Origin of the sequence: Aeromonas sp. MdU4, assembly GCF_041929505.1 — a bacterium.
GTDB lineage: Bacteria > Pseudomonadota > Gammaproteobacteria > Enterobacterales > Aeromonadaceae > Aeromonas.
In genome coordinates this window covers 30,345-46,728 of record NZ_JBHFMW010000035.1, presented here as the reverse complement: position 1 = coordinate 46,728, position 16,384 = coordinate 30,345, and the positions used below count along the sequence as shown (strand labels likewise).

Annotated in this window: 12 protein-coding genes; 5 read left to right on the top strand and 7 right to left on the bottom strand. The window is 56.9% G+C overall.

The window, feature by feature from the left end; genetic code table 11:
- Positions 1-151: 151 nt before the first annotated feature.
- Entirely contained in the window at positions 152-967 is an 816-nt protein-coding gene (ppk2, locus tag ACE1BR_RS20800; RefSeq protein WP_374873645.1) for a polyphosphate kinase 2, read from the top strand.
- 110 nt (positions 968-1,077) lie between these two features.
- Here the strand turns inward: ppk2 and ACE1BR_RS20795 are convergent, their stop codons facing one another.
- From ACE1BR_RS20795 to yejK, 5 genes are all read right to left on the bottom strand, one after another.
- Positions 1,078-2,214: an ABC transporter ATP-binding protein gene (locus ACE1BR_RS20795; protein WP_374873643.1), complete on the bottom strand. Its 1,137-nt coding sequence runs from the start codon at positions 2,212-2,214 to the stop codon at positions 1,078-1,080.
- A 68-nt stretch (positions 2,215-2,282) separates the two neighbouring features.
- Positions 2,283-3,173 (bottom strand): maltose ABC transporter permease MalG, encoded by an 891-nt coding sequence (gene malG / locus ACE1BR_RS20790; RefSeq protein WP_005333868.1) that lies wholly within the window; start codon positions 3,171-3,173, stop codon positions 2,283-2,285.
- A gap of 12 nt (positions 3,174-3,185) precedes the next feature.
- Positions 3,186-4,838: a maltose ABC transporter permease MalF gene (gene malF, locus ACE1BR_RS20785; RefSeq protein WP_374873641.1), complete on the bottom strand. Its 1,653-nt coding sequence runs from the start codon at positions 4,836-4,838 to the stop codon at positions 3,186-3,188.
- A gap of 75 nt (positions 4,839-4,913) precedes the next feature.
- Complete coding sequence (malE, locus tag ACE1BR_RS20780; RefSeq protein WP_374873639.1) at positions 4,914-6,095, bottom strand: maltose/maltodextrin ABC transporter substrate-binding protein MalE; 1,182 nt, start codon at positions 6,093-6,095, stop codon at positions 4,914-4,916.
- A 395-nt stretch (positions 6,096-6,490) separates the two neighbouring features.
- Complete coding sequence (gene yejK, locus ACE1BR_RS20775; protein WP_374873637.1) at positions 6,491-7,552, bottom strand: nucleoid-associated protein YejK; 1,062 nt, start codon at positions 7,550-7,552, stop codon at positions 6,491-6,493.
- 73 nt (positions 7,553-7,625) lie between these two features.
- Here yejK and ACE1BR_RS20770 point away from each other — a divergent pair, with 73 nt between their 5' ends.
- On the top strand, positions 7,626-7,853 hold the full coding sequence (locus tag ACE1BR_RS20770) for a YejL family protein (protein WP_005333874.1): 228 nt from the start codon (positions 7,626-7,628) through the stop codon (positions 7,851-7,853).
- A gap of 47 nt (positions 7,854-7,900) precedes the next feature.
- A complete protein-coding gene (locus tag ACE1BR_RS20765) occupies positions 7,901-9,751 on the top strand; it encodes a DUF3413 domain-containing protein (protein WP_374873635.1) in 1,851 nt (616 codons plus the stop codon).
- Positions 9,752-9,841: 90 nt separating this feature from the next.
- Here the strand turns inward: ACE1BR_RS20765 and ACE1BR_RS20760 are convergent, their stop codons facing one another.
- Positions 9,842-10,702, bottom strand: coding sequence for a MetQ/NlpA family ABC transporter substrate-binding protein (locus tag ACE1BR_RS20760; protein ID WP_374873633.1), 861 nt, complete (start codon positions 10,700-10,702; stop codon positions 9,842-9,844).
- A gap of 517 nt (positions 10,703-11,219) precedes the next feature.
- On the opposite strand from ACE1BR_RS20760, the gene ACE1BR_RS20755 reads away from it, so the two are divergent.
- Complete coding sequence (locus ACE1BR_RS20755) at positions 11,220-13,121, top strand: S8 family serine peptidase (RefSeq protein ID WP_374873631.1); 1,902 nt, start codon at positions 11,220-11,222, stop codon at positions 13,119-13,121.
- Positions 13,122-13,139: 18 nt separating this feature from the next.
- Entirely contained in the window at positions 13,140-13,598 is a 459-nt protein-coding gene (locus tag ACE1BR_RS20750) for a hypothetical protein (protein ID WP_374873629.1), read from the top strand.
- Between the two features lie 104 nt (positions 13,599-13,702).
- Here the strand turns inward: ACE1BR_RS20750 and ppsA are convergent, their stop codons facing one another.
- The gene (gene ppsA, locus ACE1BR_RS20745) at positions 13,703-16,087 is read right to left on the bottom strand and encodes a phosphoenolpyruvate synthase (RefSeq protein WP_374873627.1); all 2,385 of its coding nucleotides are present in this window, start codon (positions 16,085-16,087) and stop codon (positions 13,703-13,705) included.
- Between the last annotated feature and the right edge of the window lie 297 nt (positions 16,088-16,384).

Below are 16,384 nucleotides of genomic sequence, written 5' to 3'. Positions count from 1 at the left end.
GGCAGTGCAAATCACCATAGTCATAAATGGCTTCATGTTGGCTTCTGTTGCCAACTAACGGGGCGGCAGTGTAACACGTCCCCCTTGGCAGTCGACTCTCCCTGGTGCAAGCTGAAGTGACGGCAAGAATGGACTCAAAAAGGAGAAAAAGATGCCGAAGGACAAGAGCAAGAAGCGGCCGCGCCTGGACAAGAAATGCTATGAACACCACCTAGCCCATCTGCAAGAGGAGCTGGTCAAGCTGCAGGAGTGGGTCAAGCAGGAAGGGCTGAAAGTAGTCGTGCTGTTCGAGGGGCGCGACGCCGCCGGCAAGGGGGGCGTCATCAAGGCAATCACCGAGCCGCTCAATCCCCGGGTCTGCCGGATCACCGCGCTGCCCGCGCCATCAGACCGAGAGCGCTCCCAATGGTACTTTCAGCGCTACGTGGCTCACCTGCCCGCTGCTGGCGAGATGGTGCTGTTTGACCGCTCCTGGTACAACCGTGCTGGCGTCGAGCGGGTGATGGGCTTTTGCAGCGACGCCGAGTATCGCGAGTTTCTGCGTGCCTGCCCCGAGTTTGAACGGATGCTGATCCGCTCCGGCATCACGGTGATCAAATACTGGTTCTCCGTCTCTGACGAGGAGCAGGAGAAGCGCTTCAAGGAGCGGATCAACACACCCATCAAGCGCTGGAAGTTCAGCCCGATGGATTTGCAGTCCCGCTCGCGCTGGGTGGAGTACTCCCGCGCCAAGGATGACATGTTCACCTACACGGATACCGAGGATTGCCCCTGGTTCGTGGTGGAGGCGGACGACAAACGCCGTGCCCGTCTCAACTGTATCGCCCACCTGCTGGGCAAGGTGCCCTACCAGGCGATCCACTACGAGCCCATCAAGCTCCCCCCCATCAAGACCGAAGGGTATGAGCGCCCGCCGCTGACCAGCCAGACCTTTGTCCCCGATATTACCGCCGATCTCGATGGCTGATCCCTGCTACCGCGCCTGCCGTTTTCACCAAACGGCAGGCAATAAAAAGCCGGTCTGACGACCGGCAAAAAAGGCATTGAATAGTAAGGAAAACCAGCGCAATAACACTATCAGGTACGGATATATTTGGCAGTCCGGGGGAATGCCTGCTCCTTGGCATCAAACAGATAACAGGCCTCGGCCGGGATCCCGACGCTATATGTCTGACCGGTTGCCACATCCACATCCGAGGTAGCCTTGACGGTAAAGTCGTGACCATCCACATCCATATAGACGAAGGACTCGGCACCCAGGTGTTCTGCCACCTGCACAATCCCGCTCACCTTGCTGTGCGCATGAGGGTGATCCAGCGGCATCAGGTGCTCGGGGCGAATGCCCAGCTCAACCTTGTCACCCACAGCCCCACTGCGCGCATCAACCCGGGCACGCACGGTATCGCCAGAGCTCAGCTTGACCACACACTCCTGCTCACCAATCTCCAGCAACTCACCGGCCAGGAAGTTCATCTTGGGCGAGCCGATGAAACCAGCGACGAACTTGTTATCCGGGTTGTGGTAGAGATCCAGCGGTGATCCGAACTGTTCCAGGTTGGTTTCCGCCTCAGCCTTGAGCGGGCTCAGTACCACAATCTTGTCGGCCAGGGTCATCGCTTCCACCTGATCGTGAGTCACGTAGATGATGGTGGAGTTGAGCTCCTTGTGCAGCTTGGCGATCTCGATACGCATCTTGACCCTCAGGGCGGCGTCGAGGTTGGAGAGCGGTTCATCAAACAGAAACACCTGCGGCTGCTGCACTATGCTGCGACCGATGGCGACCCGCTGACGCTGGCCACCGGAGAGCGCCTTGGGCTTTCTGTCCAGCAGCGGTTCAAGGCCCAGGATATCTGCGGCACGCATCACCCGCTTATGGATGTTCTCCTTGTCCATCTTCTTGAGCTTGAGACCAAAGGCCATGTTCTCGTAGATGTTCATGTGGGGATAAAGGGCGTAGGACTGGAACACCATGCCGACGTTGCGCTCAACCGGCGGCACATCGTTCATGTAACGACCACCGATGGTCAGCTCACCGCTGGTGATGTCCTCGAGACCCGCGATCATTCGCAGCAGAGTGGATTTACCGCAGCCGGACGGGCCGACGAAGACGATAAACTCCCCCTCCTTGATGGAGAGGTTGATGCTGCGCAGGGTGTCCTTGTGAACAGCCGGATCGTAATTTTTGCGAACGTTGTTGAGTACTACTTCAGCCATGACGAGCTCCGCTCTTGAATCTTTGCAAATCGTGATAGCGGGGGGAGTCAGCTCCCCCGGCCATTAACTTAACCTTTCACGCCACCGGCGGTCAGACCGCCCACCAGCCAGCGCTGTGCCAACAGGAACACCACTGTGATGGGGAAGCCGGAGAGCACTGCTGCCGCCGCGAAATCACCCCACAGGTAGTTCTGTGGATAGAGGTACTGCTGGGCCCCGACCGCCAGGGTCAGATTGTTCACATCCTGCAGCAGGATGGAGGCCATGGGCACCTCGGTAATGGAACCGATGAAGGCCAGAATAAACACTACCGCCAGAATGGGCACCGACAGGGGTAACAGGATCAGACGGAATGCTTGCCACGGGGTCGCACCATCGATGGCCGCAGCCTCCTCCAGCGAGGAGTCGATGGTCTCGAAGTAGCCCTTGATGGTCCAGACGTGCAGGGCGATACCGCCCATGTAGGCGAGGATCAAACCACCGTGGGTGTTGAGACCGAGCCACGGGATGTAGTCACCAATCTTGTTAAAGAGTGCGTAGATAGCCACCAGCGCCAGTACCGCCGGGAACATCTGGAAAATCAGCATGCCCTGCAGGATGGTGGACTTGCCACGAAAACGCAGGCGGGCAAAGGCGTAGGCACAGGTGGTGGAGAGCGTCACGATCATCAGGGCTGTGATGCCAGCGATCTTGATGGAGTTCCACAACCAGGTCAGCACCGGGAACGGCGGTGGCGTAATGCTGCCGTCGGCGTTGGTGATGGACATACCCAGCGCCAGCTTCCAGTGATCCAGAGTCGGATTGGAGGGGATAATCTCCCCTACCGCGAAGTTACCGTTACGGAACGAGATGGCGATAACCATGATCAACGGGAAAATGATCAGCGCCAGGAAGCCCCACATGACCAGGTGGGTTGCCCACACCCGGTATTTGACTGATTTGGGTTGTACGATTGCCATGTTGAAGCCTCCTTACAGTTGCTTGTCGGCTTTGGACAATTTCAGGTTGAGCAACGCCAGCGCACCTACGATGAGGAAGATAGCTGTGGCGATGGCACTGGCCAGACCGTAGTCCTGACCACCCGATCCCTGGAACGCAATCCGGTAGGTATAACTCACCAGCAAGTCGGTGGTACCGGCCGGGGTGCTGGCGCCGATGATGTCGGGCGCACCGTTGGTCAACAACTGGATAAGCACGAAGTTGTTGAAGTTGAAAGCAAACGAGGCAATCAACAGGGGTGTCAGCGGCTTCATCAGCAGCGGCACGGTGATCTTGAAGAAGTTCTGTACCGGGCCGGCACCGTCCATGGCGGACGCTTCATAGAGATCTTCCGGAATGGCTTTGAGCAGGCCCATGCAGAGGATCATCATGTACGGGTAGCCAAGCCAGGTGTTAACGATAAGGATCATCACCTTGGCCAGGAAGGGGTTGGTATACCAGTCCGGCTTGATGCCAAACGTCGCTTCCAGGAACATGTTGATCTCACCGAAGTTCTGGTTGAACAACCCCTTGAACACCAGGATGGAGATAAACGCCGGAATTGCGTAGGGCAGGATCAGCATGACCCGATAAAAACCGCGCCCCTTGAGAGACTCCCACTGCACCAGACAGGCCAGCACCATGCCGATAGCCAGGGTGAAGGCAACTGAGCAGGTAGAGAAGATCACGGTCCAGATGAAAATCTGCAGGAACGGTGACTGGATGCCCGGATCGGTGACGATGCGCGCGAAGTTCTTCCAGCCCACGCTGACCACGAAACCGGGGGCCACGCCCTTGCCGACAAACTGACCCTGTTCGTCGATGTATTGATAGAAGCCGGTGTCACCGTTGGGCAGCATCAGCTCGCCATTCTGGGTATCACGCAGCAGGTTGCTGTCTTTGATAACCACACCGGACTTGAGCACAGCGCCATCCATCAGGCGAGTGTACTGCTGCTTCTGGGCGGCAAACTTGCGCAGGCTGCTCAGGGTCAGGTGGGTACCGCCATCCGGCAACACCAGATCAAGGTCACTCAGGTGAGTACGATGCTCAACAATGGCGCGGATCGGCGCGGCCTTGCTGGCGACGTCGCCAGTCACGGGCTGCAACTCGACCACTTGCTGGGTGCTCTGCACTCGGCCCTCACGGGACGCCAGCTCACGGGCCTTGTTGTTCATCAGAGAAACAGGTTGGCTGATAAAGGAGTGATCATCCTGTGTCAGCAGCAGCTGGAACTGGCCATTGTCGCCACCCAGCAGGGTAAAATCGAATTCACCACCCGCCACCTTGTAGGTTTTCTTCAGGTGGTAGTCCCGCGCCTGCTCCACGGAGAGCAAGTTGGACCCCGAATAGTTGGTGAAGGCGATGCCAATCGTGTAGGCAAGAGGGAAGATGATAAACACAACCATGCCCGCAACACCCGGGAAGATGTAGCGATGGGCATAGGTCTTCTTGTTCATGAAGACATACAGACCGACGGAAACCACCACCAGATCCAGCAGCGCGAATACCCACTCGCCACTGGCGTACATCATCACGGCTGCATAGCCGTTGAGGATGGCGACCAGGGCCGCTATGGTCCACTTAAGCCAGGTGTGCTTATCCTTCGGACCGGCATAGGACTCAACAGAAGGTACTACTTCCATGCCAATTAACCTTTATAACGCCAAGAGAGATTTGAGAGAGCGGGAGGCCATGACAGCCTCCCGGGGAGTACGAGCTTACTGAACGATACGCTTGGCAGCGGTATCCAGTGCTTCGTCAACACCCTGACGACCGGAGGTCACGTTCTTAAGTGCGGTTTCGAAGGAAGCCCAGAAACGGCTCATCTCGGGCACGGATGGCATCGGTTCACCGCCCAACGCGTTTTGTGCAGTGACCTTGAGGCGCGGATCGGATTCCAGGGTCTTCTGGAAGGATTTCAGCGCAACGGCACCCAGCGGCTTGTCGGCGTTAACCGGTGCCAGACCGGCATCGGTCAGCAGGTAGTTTTCCAGGAACTCGATAGCCAGATCCTTGTTCGGGCTGGCGGCATTGATGGTGGCACCCAGTACGCCAACGAAGGCTTTGGCTGGCTTGCCGTTCAGGGTCGGCAGCGGCGCTACGCCGTACTTGATGCCGCTCTTGTCCAAGTTGCTCCAGGCCCAGGGACCGTTGATCATCATGGCCACTTCGCCCTTGTTGAACTTGGCATCCATTACGCCGTAGTCGATACCTTTTTCCAGGTGACCAGATTTGATCATCTCGGAGATGTAGCCCACGCCCATCTTGGCGCCCGCGTTGTTCACGCCGGTATCTTTTACGTCATAACCGGTAGCGGTTTTCTTGAAGGCGTAACCACCGTTGGCAGCCAACAACGGGTAGCTGAAATAGGGGGTATCATAGGCCCACATGATGGCGCGCTTGCCATTCTTCTTCAGGGTCTCGTCAATCTTGGCGATCTCTTCGAAGGTTTTCGGCGGCTCAGGCAGCAGATCCTTGTTATAGATCATGCTGACTGCTTCCATGGCCACCGGATAGCCATAGGTTTTGCCATCAACAGTCATGGCATCCCATGCCAGCGGTTCGAATTTGGCTTTGGTAGCCGCGTTCGGCGTCACCGGAACCAGCAGACCGGCTTTGACCCACTCACCGTAACGGTCATGAGCCCAGAAGAAGATGTCCGGGCCGTTGCCAGTGGCGGCGGCTTGCTGGAATTTCACTTCAACCTGATCCGGGTGAGCAACAGTAACCTTGATGCCGGTTTCTGCTTCAAACTTCTTACCCACTTCGGCCAGGCCGTTGTATCCCTTGTCACCGTTGATCCAGATGGTCAGCTGGCCTTCATCGATGGCAGCAGTGGCAGAGCAAGCGACGCCAAGAGTGGCCAGACCGATCAGGGATGACAGCAATTTCTTTTTCATGAGCCTTTCCTTGTATTAGTTCCGCGCTGTAAGAGCATTGTGTGCGGGATGAATATTATCCCAAGCGGCAAACGGCTCACATGACGCAACTCGCATTTTTGAAATGCAATTACGTATTTCCTTCCAGAAAGTTTTGAAAACATTTTCTTAAATCGGGGAAATAGGCCTGTTTATCGGCTTATTTCAATACAACCAAGGAAATATAATTACCAAAATGAAATTTTATTACTCGATTGAAAGGGTTTTCACCTGAATGAAAACCCTTTCAGGTGATTTATTTTGTTTGATTTGTTAACAAAGTACCGCGTCAGTTTCGGTCAATGCCCTGTGCCAATAAAAAAAGAGACTCCGCCAAGGCGAAGTCTCTTTTTGCAAGAAATGACGACGTGATCACATTACGACTGACGCAGCAGCTGATCCTTGAGGTTGGGCGGTACCCCCTTGATGGTCAGGGTGTCGGTCTGAGGGTCATAAAAAATCCGGCTGTTCAACAGCTTCTGCTCAAAGCTCAACGTGAGCCCACCACCGGAGCCAACAAACTTGGTCAAGCCGCGCAGGGTGGAACGGTCGGCCGGGAAGCGATCTTCCAGCTCATACTCTTGACCGATAAAGCTGTAAAAATCGAGATCGCCGTCGCCTGCATCTTTTGCGGAGAGTTCTGCAGATAGCTCCTTGATTTCGATCTCTTCACCGGCACTCGCCTGCTCGGTGCAATATTTGAAGACCTGCTTTTTGTAATCGTTGCGCTCGGTCGGTTCGAGCTGGCGACTGTCGCAATAATCTTCCACCGCCTGCAGCAGCCCTTTATTTTGCACCTTGGCATCCATGCCCTCACGGGCACCCAGCAGGTCCATAAAAAAGTCACCCAATTTGCGGCCGATCCGTCCTTTGCTGAAGGTAATATAACGGCGTGATTCGGGTTGGGTTTTCCATTCGGTCAAATCGATGCGGGCCACCAGATTGAGTTTGCCAATATCGAGATACTGAATATGGCGCAGTTCCAGCGCCTCGCTGACGGTGACGCTCTCCTTGCCCTCCAGCAGGGCAATCAACAGATAATCGACCCCGACATAATTGTATTTGGCAAACAGCAGCACCCCTTGCTCGTCGAGGGCGTGCTCCACCAGCTGTTTGACCAGCATCTGGGTCACATTGACCGAGAAAGGCACAAATTCGGTCTGCTCGCTGAGCAGTTGCTCAAGGGCGATACGAAACGCGGGCGAGGGCTGCTTGGGGGCATCGATGCCGTCAGCCAGCTCGGCGACGGCCGTTTCAGGGTCGGCAAAGAAGCCAAAACCCTTGCCACCTTTACCGTTGTAGATCCGATGCAGTTCCGCCATCAGCCCCTGTACCGCCTCGTCAGGAGGCAGGGTCTGGCTGCGGGTATCGGCGTGGGGTTGACCATCGCCGCCCTGGCGCAAGGAGTGAAGAATGATCTTGTCGATATCGAGACTCATGTCACAAAGCCATAGTGTTAGCCGAAAGGGTGAAGTATTATAAGGCGCTTTGAACCGAGATGAACTGAAGATTATGCCCATCGTATCAAAGTACAATAACGAGCAATTTGACGCCCTGATGAACGACCTGATCACTGCGCTGGAAAAGCATAAGGCGCCGGTGGATCTCAGCCTGATGGTGCTCGGCAACCTGACCACCAATATCATCAACGGTATGGCACCGGCCCAGCGTCAGGCCATCACTGAAAAGTTTGTCCAGGCCCTGACCGCATCGGTCGATAACCGCCACGACGCACACTGAGTCCCCGACTCTGTTGATTTGACGTTTCTCAACGCAGATGGATCACTATGGTCGAAACCGGTAACCCCTATCGTGATAATGTCTCTCGCCTGATCACCTGGGGGCATTGGTTCTCCTTCTTCAACATTATTCTGGCCATGCTGATCGCCACCCGCTATCTGGGTGCCATCAGTTGGCCATCGACCACGCTCGGCGTGATCTACCTCGTTGTAAGCTGGATTGGCCACTTCTCGTTCCTGAGTTTTGTCACCTACCTGTTGACGGTCTTTCCGCTCAGCTTCGTGCTGCCCAAAGAGAAGTCACTACGGTTCATCTCAGCCATCATAGCCACCCTGGCGCTGGTGCTGCTGCTGATCGACACCCAGGTATTCCGGCTGTTCAAGTTCCACCTCAATGCCCAGGTGTGGCAATTGCTGCTGGATCAGGCGCAGACCGAAGAGGGCTCAATCTGGAGCATCATCTTCGTCGCCGTGCCCACCATCTTTCTGCTGCAGTTGCTGCTGTCGGCCTATGTCTGGCGCAAGATCAACAAGCGCAAGCGCCGCCAGTACGGCAATCAGGTAGGGCTTGCCCTGCTGGTCTGCTTTATCCTGACCCACGTGGTCAACAGCTGGGCAGATGCCACCCTGTATCAGCCCATCACCATGCAGCGCGCCAACTTCCCCCTCTCCTACCCCATGACGGCCCGCTCCTTCCTGGCCAAACATGGCTGGCTGGATCTGGATCAGTACGAGAAGCAGGCGGCCTCCCAGGGGGATGACAGCGACAGCCGGATGCACTATCCGCTACGTCCGCTCAACGTCAACGCACCGCTGACCCACAACAATCTGCTGATTGTGGTGGTCGACTCGCTGCGCTTTGACATGCTCAACAACATCAATATGCCCAATCTGCAACGCTATGCGGATCAGCACCTGACGTTCCGCAACCATCTCAGTGGCGGCAACGACGATTTGATGGGCATGTTCAGCCTCTTCTACGGGTTGCCCGGCCACTATTACAAGGACATCAGCAGCGATAAACGCCCGCCGGTGCTGTTCGACGAAATGCTGCGTCAGGATTACCAGTTCGGGCTGTTCGGTGCGATGGAAGATGCCCAGAAGTATCGCAAGAGCATCCTCTCTGGCCTGCGCAAACAGGTGTTTGTCTCCGAACAGGGTGACGATGGCAAACTGCTGACCGACTGGCAGCAGTGGCTCGACAAGCGCACGCCAGAACGCCCCTGGTTCTCGCTGGTCTACCTCTCTAGTCCCGGTGACTACCAGCTGCCTGCTACCATGAAGGGGCCGTTCCAGCCGGAACTCGCCAACTTCAACCCGGCAACCGCCTATCGGGCAGAAAACCTGCAAAAGCTGGAGAACCGCTACAAGAACTCGGTCTTCTATACCGACCAGCTACTCGAGCAGATGCTCAACGAGCTGCAGCTGCAAGGCATAGATAACAATACGATTGTCGTTATCACGGCCAACCATGGTCAGGAGTTCAACGATACCCACAGCAACAGCTGGGGTGCCGGCAGCAACTACTCACCCTATCAGGTACAAGTGCCCATGGTGATTGCCTGGCCGGGCCGTGACAGCCAGATATTGGAGCAGCCAAGTAGCCACCTCGATCTGGCGCCCACCCTGATGCAGGGGATGCTGGGGGTGCGCAACCCGCCACGGGATTACAGCATCGGCCGCAATCTGTTCGACACCAGCCCGCGAACCTGGGTGCTGGCAGGGGATCAGAACGACTTTGCCATCTACCAGGGTGATACCATCACCCACTTCAACAAGCAGGGTGATTTCGAACTGCTGGAGCGCAATAGCTATCGCCCGATCAAGCACGGCACCCCGGATATGGGCGCCATGATCCAGGTGATGAACGAGCTGAACCGCTTCTATCGCAATCAATGAGCCCGCGCTGATGGCTTGATACCATGAAAAACGCCCCACATTCGGGGCGTTTTTCATGCCATAACGGAATAATTTAACCCTGATGGGGCGTTAGCCACCCCACCCTTGCGGGTACTTGTAGCCGACAAAATGCTTGGCCGCATAGGCCTTGAAGGCCGCCGAGTTGTAAGCCGCTGCCACATCTTTGGCAAACGGCTGCTCCGCATCCGCGCTTTTCACCACCACCCAGTTGATGAAGTCATAGCTGCGCTCCAGAAACAACCCTTCACTGAACGGGATACCGCTGGAGGCAGCAAAGTTACCGTTGATCACCGAGAAATCCACATCCTCCCGCGAACGGGGCAACTGTGCAGCTTCCAGCAATACCAGCTTGAGATTGTGCGGATTATTCACCACATCAAACTCGCTCGCCTTGAGCGGGTTTATCCCCTCCTTGAGGGTGAGCCAACCGAGATCCTGCAACATCAACAGCGCCCGCGCCTGATTGGTGGGATCGTTGGGGATGGCAACCGTACTCCCCTCTTGCACCTTGTCGAGTGCCGCCAGTTTGCCAGAATAGAGACCCATCGGGCCGGTGGGTACCTGGGTAATGGGCGCCAACGACAGCCCCCGATCCTTGGCAAAACTCTCAAGATAGGGTTTGTGCTGGAAACAGTTCACATCCAGTGACCCGTCGGCCAAAGCAATGTTGGGGGTCACATAGTCGGTAAACTCCACCAGCTTGACCTTGTACCCCTTGGCCTCCAGCTGCGGCTTGATGGAGTCGGTCACCATATCGGCAAAATCTCCCACAGTGGTGCCAATCACAATCTCTTTTTTAACTGGCTGTATGGCCGTGGCATCCGCTGCAATGGCAGAACAAGCGACACTTCCGGCAGCGATTCCGGCAATGAAGGTACTGGCGATCACCCCGGGGCAGAGGGAAAAGGTAAAGAAAGAACGAAACGGCATAGGGACTCCCTGTCAGGTACGCATCGAGATATAGGCCTGCGGCGGGCTTGTTTTCAGAAGCAACACACCTCACACATCAGCAGTCTGGCCATCCAAACGGCTATTGCAGTTACCATAACAGAGCCATCCACCACCGCCAAGCAATAAACCGGTGGCCCAAGGCTCAACCCCACACTTCATCGCCCTTGTACTCACTACTACCTGCTCCAAACACTGCCATGCTGTTCACTTTACCCGGTGCGCGACTTCTCCTGGGATTGCCCCTATATCCAGATTGATGCACCAAAGAAGAGTGACGACAAAGTGAGTTACAAACAAAAAGATCAGTAATGGAAGATAAGATCCATTACTAATAAATCATATAGGCAGTGTCATTAGAATACCAACCACACACTGGATCGGTTTTCTTTGAACCTCATTGAGCTTTTTGCAAAAGGCTCTTTTTGAATCTCCATCGCCCGTGTATAGGTTTCAGTCGCACCCAGGATGGTGCCATTCAAAATGGAGTTTAAAAATAATGAAGCAAACATCGTTAGCACTGGCGATCACAGCGTTGCTGTCGACCCAGCCCAGTGCGCTCGTTCAGGCAAGTGAAGGTTGTGCACCACTCACCGGCAAGGAGAGTGGCATAGATATCGGACGCAGCAGCACGGAGCGCTGTCTGCCAGGTACGAATTCGTTTCAGTATCAACAATGGGGTCTGCTCAACAGCGGACAGGATGCGTTCAGCCACCATGGTGGAGTAGCAGGCAATGATCTCAACCTCTGGTGGGCCCACCGACTCGGCGTACTCGGTCAGGGTATCAATGTGGCGGTCGTCGACGATGGACTGGCCATCAGGCATCCTGATCTAGAGGACAATATCCACCCTGGGTCGAGAAACGTGGTGACTGGCAGCGAGGATCCCACGCCAGCCGAGCCTAAAGATGGCCACGGCACCGCGGTCGCAGGCATCATTGCTGCTGTCGATAACGCAATCGGAACCAAAGGGGTTGCCCCCAGCGCGCAGTTGCAAGGCTTCAATCTGCTCGCTAAAGCTAGCCGCCAGTTACAACTTGACTGGCTCTATGCCCTTGGTAACAGCTATGCCAGCCGCAACATCCGGGTCTTCAACCAGAGCTATGGCCAGAGTATCACCCGACCGATTCCGGTCAGTCCCAACCAGAATCAACTCGACGGTTTGTTTGGACAGCAAACCCTGACTGCTGGCGCGGCATATATCAAAGCAGCGGGCAATGGTTTCAACTCTATTTCCCGTGGCGATTATTCTTACATGCGGCGCAATAACCCCTTCGCCCTGCCGTTTGAAAACAGCAACCTGGATCCCGCCAACAGCAACTTCTGGAACCTGGTGGTCAGCGCCATCAATGCCAACGGGGTGCGAGCCTCCTACTCCAGCGTGGGGAGCAGCGTCTTTCTGAGTGCCCCGGGTGGTGAGGACGGCATAGATGCACCGGCGATTGTCACTACGGACTTGCCTGGCTGTGAGAGGGGTTATCACCATGATCTTGAACTGCCACTTGGTGACCGCACCCGTGAGAACCGGCTACACGCTCTGAACGGGAAACTGGACCCACATTGCGACTACAACGCCATCATGAATGGCACCTCTGCTGCGACCCCCCACGTTTCCGGGGCCATGGCACTGCTGATGTCAGCCTATCCGAACATGTCGGTGCGCGACCTGCGAGACGTACTGGCGCGCAGCGCCACTCGGATTGATGCCGCGCAAGCACCGGTGATGATCAGATATACCAGCAGCACTGGCCAGAGGCGGAACGTGAAAGGCCTCGAAGGGTGGGAACGCAATTTTGCTGGCATGTGGTACAGCCCGACTTACGGCTTCGGTCTGGTGGATGTCAACAAGGCACTCAGCCTAGCGGCTGACCATATTCCCCTGCCGCCATTGGTGCAGTTACCCTGGCAAGAGGTCGTAGTGAAAGACCCCGCAGACCCCGAAATTGGGGCCATTCCGAATGCTGGTGCCCACCCAACCAGCTCGACCACGCTGATTGACGAGCCGTTGACGGTGGAAGCTGTCCAGGTGATGGTGAGTCTGGATCATCAGCGCCTGCCCGACTTGCTGATCGAGCTGGTCTCCCCCTCCGGCACCCGTAGCATACTGCTCAACCCCTTCAACAGCCTGATCGGCCAAACCCTCGACCGGGAGGAATTTGGCTATACCCTCACCACAGGGATCCGCGATATGCGCATGCTCTCACACAAGTTCTATGGTGAATCGGCTCAGGGAGAGTGGCGACTGGAGGTGACTGACGTGGCCAAGGATGACCGCCAAGTATACAAGTTCGATGAAACGACCGAGGAACTCACCGTTGTAACCGAGATCAACAGTCGTCAACCCGGCCAACTGATCTCATGGTCCCTGCGGGTTCTGGGTCACGATGCCAACCGCAGCTAACACGCTAGGAGTATTACCATGAAAAAACCTGTTACCTTGCTTCTGGCAACCCTGCTGGTCCCCCTCTCGGGACAGCTCTGCGCCGAAGAGTCCATCACTATGGATGGCAAGCCGTACAACACCATAGAGGTGAACGGCCAGACCTATCTCATTCCCGACAACGGCAGCAAAAAACGGGTCGCCCGCAACCTTGACAGCAAAGCCCCGCAGCAAACCCTGCGCCCCGGCGATGTACTGCTGCAAGGGGCCGACAGTCCCGAGCTCACCGTCAGTGGCACCCTGCTGGTGGAGGCTGATGACGCCAGCGCCACCGCACTGGCAACCCGTTATGGTCTTAGTTTCACGCTGAGCAGCAGCGGTATCGCCCTGCTGGAGGCCAAACCGGGCACAGATCTCAACGCTATCGCTACCAAACTCAAGCAGGAGGGGGTTAAGGTGCAAATTGAACTCTCGGGGGCAAAGCAACAACCCAAATAGGGGCATAGTGGAAAACACTCAGCCACTGTGTAGCTGCATATCTATCCAATATATCGAGGGGGCCATCATGGCCCCCTTTCTATTCTGCTCGCCAAGGCAGCGACTTACTTGCGGCCATGCTGCTCCGCCAGATAGAGCCAGGTATCGACCACGGTATCCGGGTTAAGCGACACCGAGTCGATCCCCTGCTCCACCAGCCAGGCGGCGAAGTCCGGGTGATCGGATGGACCCTGACCACAGATCCCCACGTACTTGCCCGCCTTGCGGGCGGCGGCAATGGCCATAGCCAGCAGCGCCTTGACCGCCTCGTTACGCTCGTCGAACAGGTGGGCAATCAGCCCGGAATCCCGATCCAGTCCAAGGGTGAGCTGGGTCATGTCGTTGGAGCCGATGGAGAAGCCGTCCACGTGCTCGAGGAACTGGTCTGCCAGCAGGGCGTTGCTCGGGATCTCGCACATCATGATCACCTTGAGCCCCCGCTCGCCGCGGCGCAGGCCGTTTTCGGCCAGGATGTCGATCACCTGCTCCGCCTCGCTCACGGTGCGCACAAAGGGGATCATCACCTCGACGTTGGTCAGCCCCATCACATCGCGCACCCGCTTGATCGCCTCGCACTCGAGGGCAAAGCAGGGGCGGAAGCTGTCGGCGATGTAGCGGGACGCGCCACGAAAACCGATCATCGGGTTCTCTTCGTGAGGCTCGTAGCCACGACCGCCCACCAGATTGGCGTACTCGTTGGACTTGAAGTCCGACATCCGTACTATCACCCGCTCCGGCCAGAACGCAGCCCCCAGGGTGGCGATCCCCTCGGTCAGCTTGGCCACGTAGAACTCCCGTGGGCTGTCGTAACCGGCGATCATCTTGGCGATGGTGGCCTGCAGTTCTGGTGTTTGCTGGTCAAACTCCAGCAGCGCCTTGGGGTGAACCCCGATCATCCGGTTGATGATAAATTCGAGGCGTGCCAGCCCCACCCCGGCATTGGGCAACTGGGCAAAGTCGAAGGCTCTGTCCGGGTTACCGACGTTCATCATGATCTTGATCGGCAGCCGTGGCATGTTGCCCACCTCGGTCACCGCCACGTCAAAGTCCAGCTCGCCGTCATAGATAAAACCGGTATCCCCTTCCGCGCAGGAGACGGTGATCCGCTGACCCGGCTCGATACGGTCGGTGGCGTTGCCACAGCCGACCACCGCCGGAATGCCCAGCTCGCGGGCGATGATAGCCGCGTGACAGGTGCGCCCGCCACGGTTGGTGACGATGGCGGAGGCCCGCTTCATGATGGGCTCCCAGTCCGGGTCGGTCATATCGGTCACCAGCACATCGCCGGGCTGCACCTCGTCCATCTGGCTGATGGAGGAGATAACCCGTGCCGGGCCTGAGCCAATCTTGTGGCCGATGGCCCGCCCCTCGATCAGCACCTTACCCGCTTGCTTGAGGGCAAACCGCTCGAGGGTGTTGGCCTCCTGCCGGCTGCGCACGGTTTCCGGGCGCGCCTGCACGATGTAGAGCTGGCCATCCTGACCATCCTTGGCCCACTCGATGTCCATCGGGCGGCCATAGTGCTGCTCGATGATGAGGGCCTGTTTCGCCAGCGCCATCACCTCTGCATCCGTGATGCAGAAGCGGCTGCGCTCGGCCTCATCGGTGTCGACAATCTTCACCTGACGACCGTGACCGGCATCGTCCGAGTAGGTCATCTTGATAAGCTTGGAGCCGAGGGTCTTGCGCACCACCGCCGGGCGGCCCCCCTTGAGGGTTGGTTTGTGCACATAGAACTCATCCGGGTTGACGGCCCCCTGCACCACCATCTCCCCCAGCCCCTGACTGCCGGTGATAAAGACCACGTCGTTGAAGCCGGACTCGGTATCCAGGGTAAACATCACGCCGGAGGCGGCGAGATCCGAGCGCACCATCCGCTGCACCCCGGCCGACAGGGCCACGCCCTTGTGGTCATAGCCCTGATGCACCCGATAGGAGATGGCGCGATCGTTGAACAGTGACGCAAACACATGCTTGACCGCCGTCATGACGGCATCGATGCCACGTACGTTGAGGAAGGTCTCCTGCTGACCGGCAAAGGAGGCGTCCGGCATATCCTCGGCGGTGGCGGAGGAGCGCACAGCAAACGAGGCACTCATGCCATCACCCAGGCCTGCACTCAACTTCTCATAGGCAACCCGGATCGCCTGCTCCAGCTCGGGCTGGAACGGGGCTTCGATCACCCAGTCGCGGATCTGCTGACCGGCTCGGTTGAGGGCGGCGATATCGTCCACGTCCAGATTGTCGAGCAGATGATGGATCTTGCCGTTGAGGCCGCTTGACTCCAGAAACTCGTTAAACGCAAAGGCGGTGGTGGCAAAGCCCCCCGGCACGGATACACCGGCGCCAGAGAGGTTGCTGATCATCTCGCCAAGGGATGCGTTCTTGCCGCCAACGCGTTCTACGTCCTGCATTCCGAGTTGTTCGTACCAGAGCACGTACTGTTGCACTTGGATGTCTCCAGGTTGGTGGGCACCGATGCCATAGCACCTCGTGCGCCCGATTTAATCGATGAGGTTATGGGTAAGTCAGGTGCGTTATTGTCTGTTTCTTTTGTTGCCAACGGCCATGAAAACGTTTTCCACTGGTTTTCAAAAAAATCCCCGAGCAAGAGTTGGGGATGGTCGAATGACCGGAACATTCTACAATGGCGACACAAAAAGATAACGATTCAGGTTTGCAAGCCACTTCACAACTTGGGCACAGCAGACCGGTTGACAAAACTGGTATGGTTTCGAGAGATACTT

Bases quoted from the DNA above. Each gene is read 5' to 3' on its own strand.
- malE (WP_374873639.1), bottom strand. From the start codon at position 6,095: ATGAAAAAGAAATTGCTGTCATCCCTGATCGGTCTGGCCACTCTTGGC.
- malF (WP_374873641.1), bottom strand. From the start codon at position 4,838: ATGGAAGTAGTACCTTCTGTTGAGTCCTATGCCGGTCCGAAGGATAAG.
- yejK (WP_374873637.1), bottom strand. From the start codon at position 7,552: ATGAGTCTCGATATCGACAAGATCATTCTTCACTCCTTGCGCCAGGGC.
- ppk2 (WP_374873645.1), top strand. From the start codon at position 152: ATGCCGAAGGACAAGAGCAAGAAGCGGCCGCGCCTGGACAAGAAATGC.
- ACE1BR_RS20760 (WP_374873633.1), bottom strand. From the start codon at position 10,702: ATGCCGTTTCGTTCTTTCTTTACCTTTTCCCTCTGCCCCGGGGTGATC.
- malG (WP_005333868.1), bottom strand. From the start codon at position 3,173: ATGGCAATCGTACAACCCAAATCAGTCAAATACCGGGTGTGGGCAACC.
- ACE1BR_RS20765 (WP_374873635.1), top strand. From the start codon at position 7,901: ATGGTCGAAACCGGTAACCCCTATCGTGATAATGTCTCTCGCCTGATC.
- ACE1BR_RS20795 (WP_374873643.1), bottom strand. From the start codon at position 2,214: ATGGCTGAAGTAGTACTCAACAACGTTCGCAAAAATTACGATCCGGCT.
- ACE1BR_RS20750 (WP_374873629.1), top strand. From the start codon at position 13,140: ATGAAAAAACCTGTTACCTTGCTTCTGGCAACCCTGCTGGTCCCCCTC.
- ACE1BR_RS20755 (WP_374873631.1), top strand. From the start codon at position 11,220: ATGAAGCAAACATCGTTAGCACTGGCGATCACAGCGTTGCTGTCGACC.
- ACE1BR_RS20770 (WP_005333874.1), top strand. From the start codon at position 7,626: ATGCCCATCGTATCAAAGTACAATAACGAGCAATTTGACGCCCTGATG.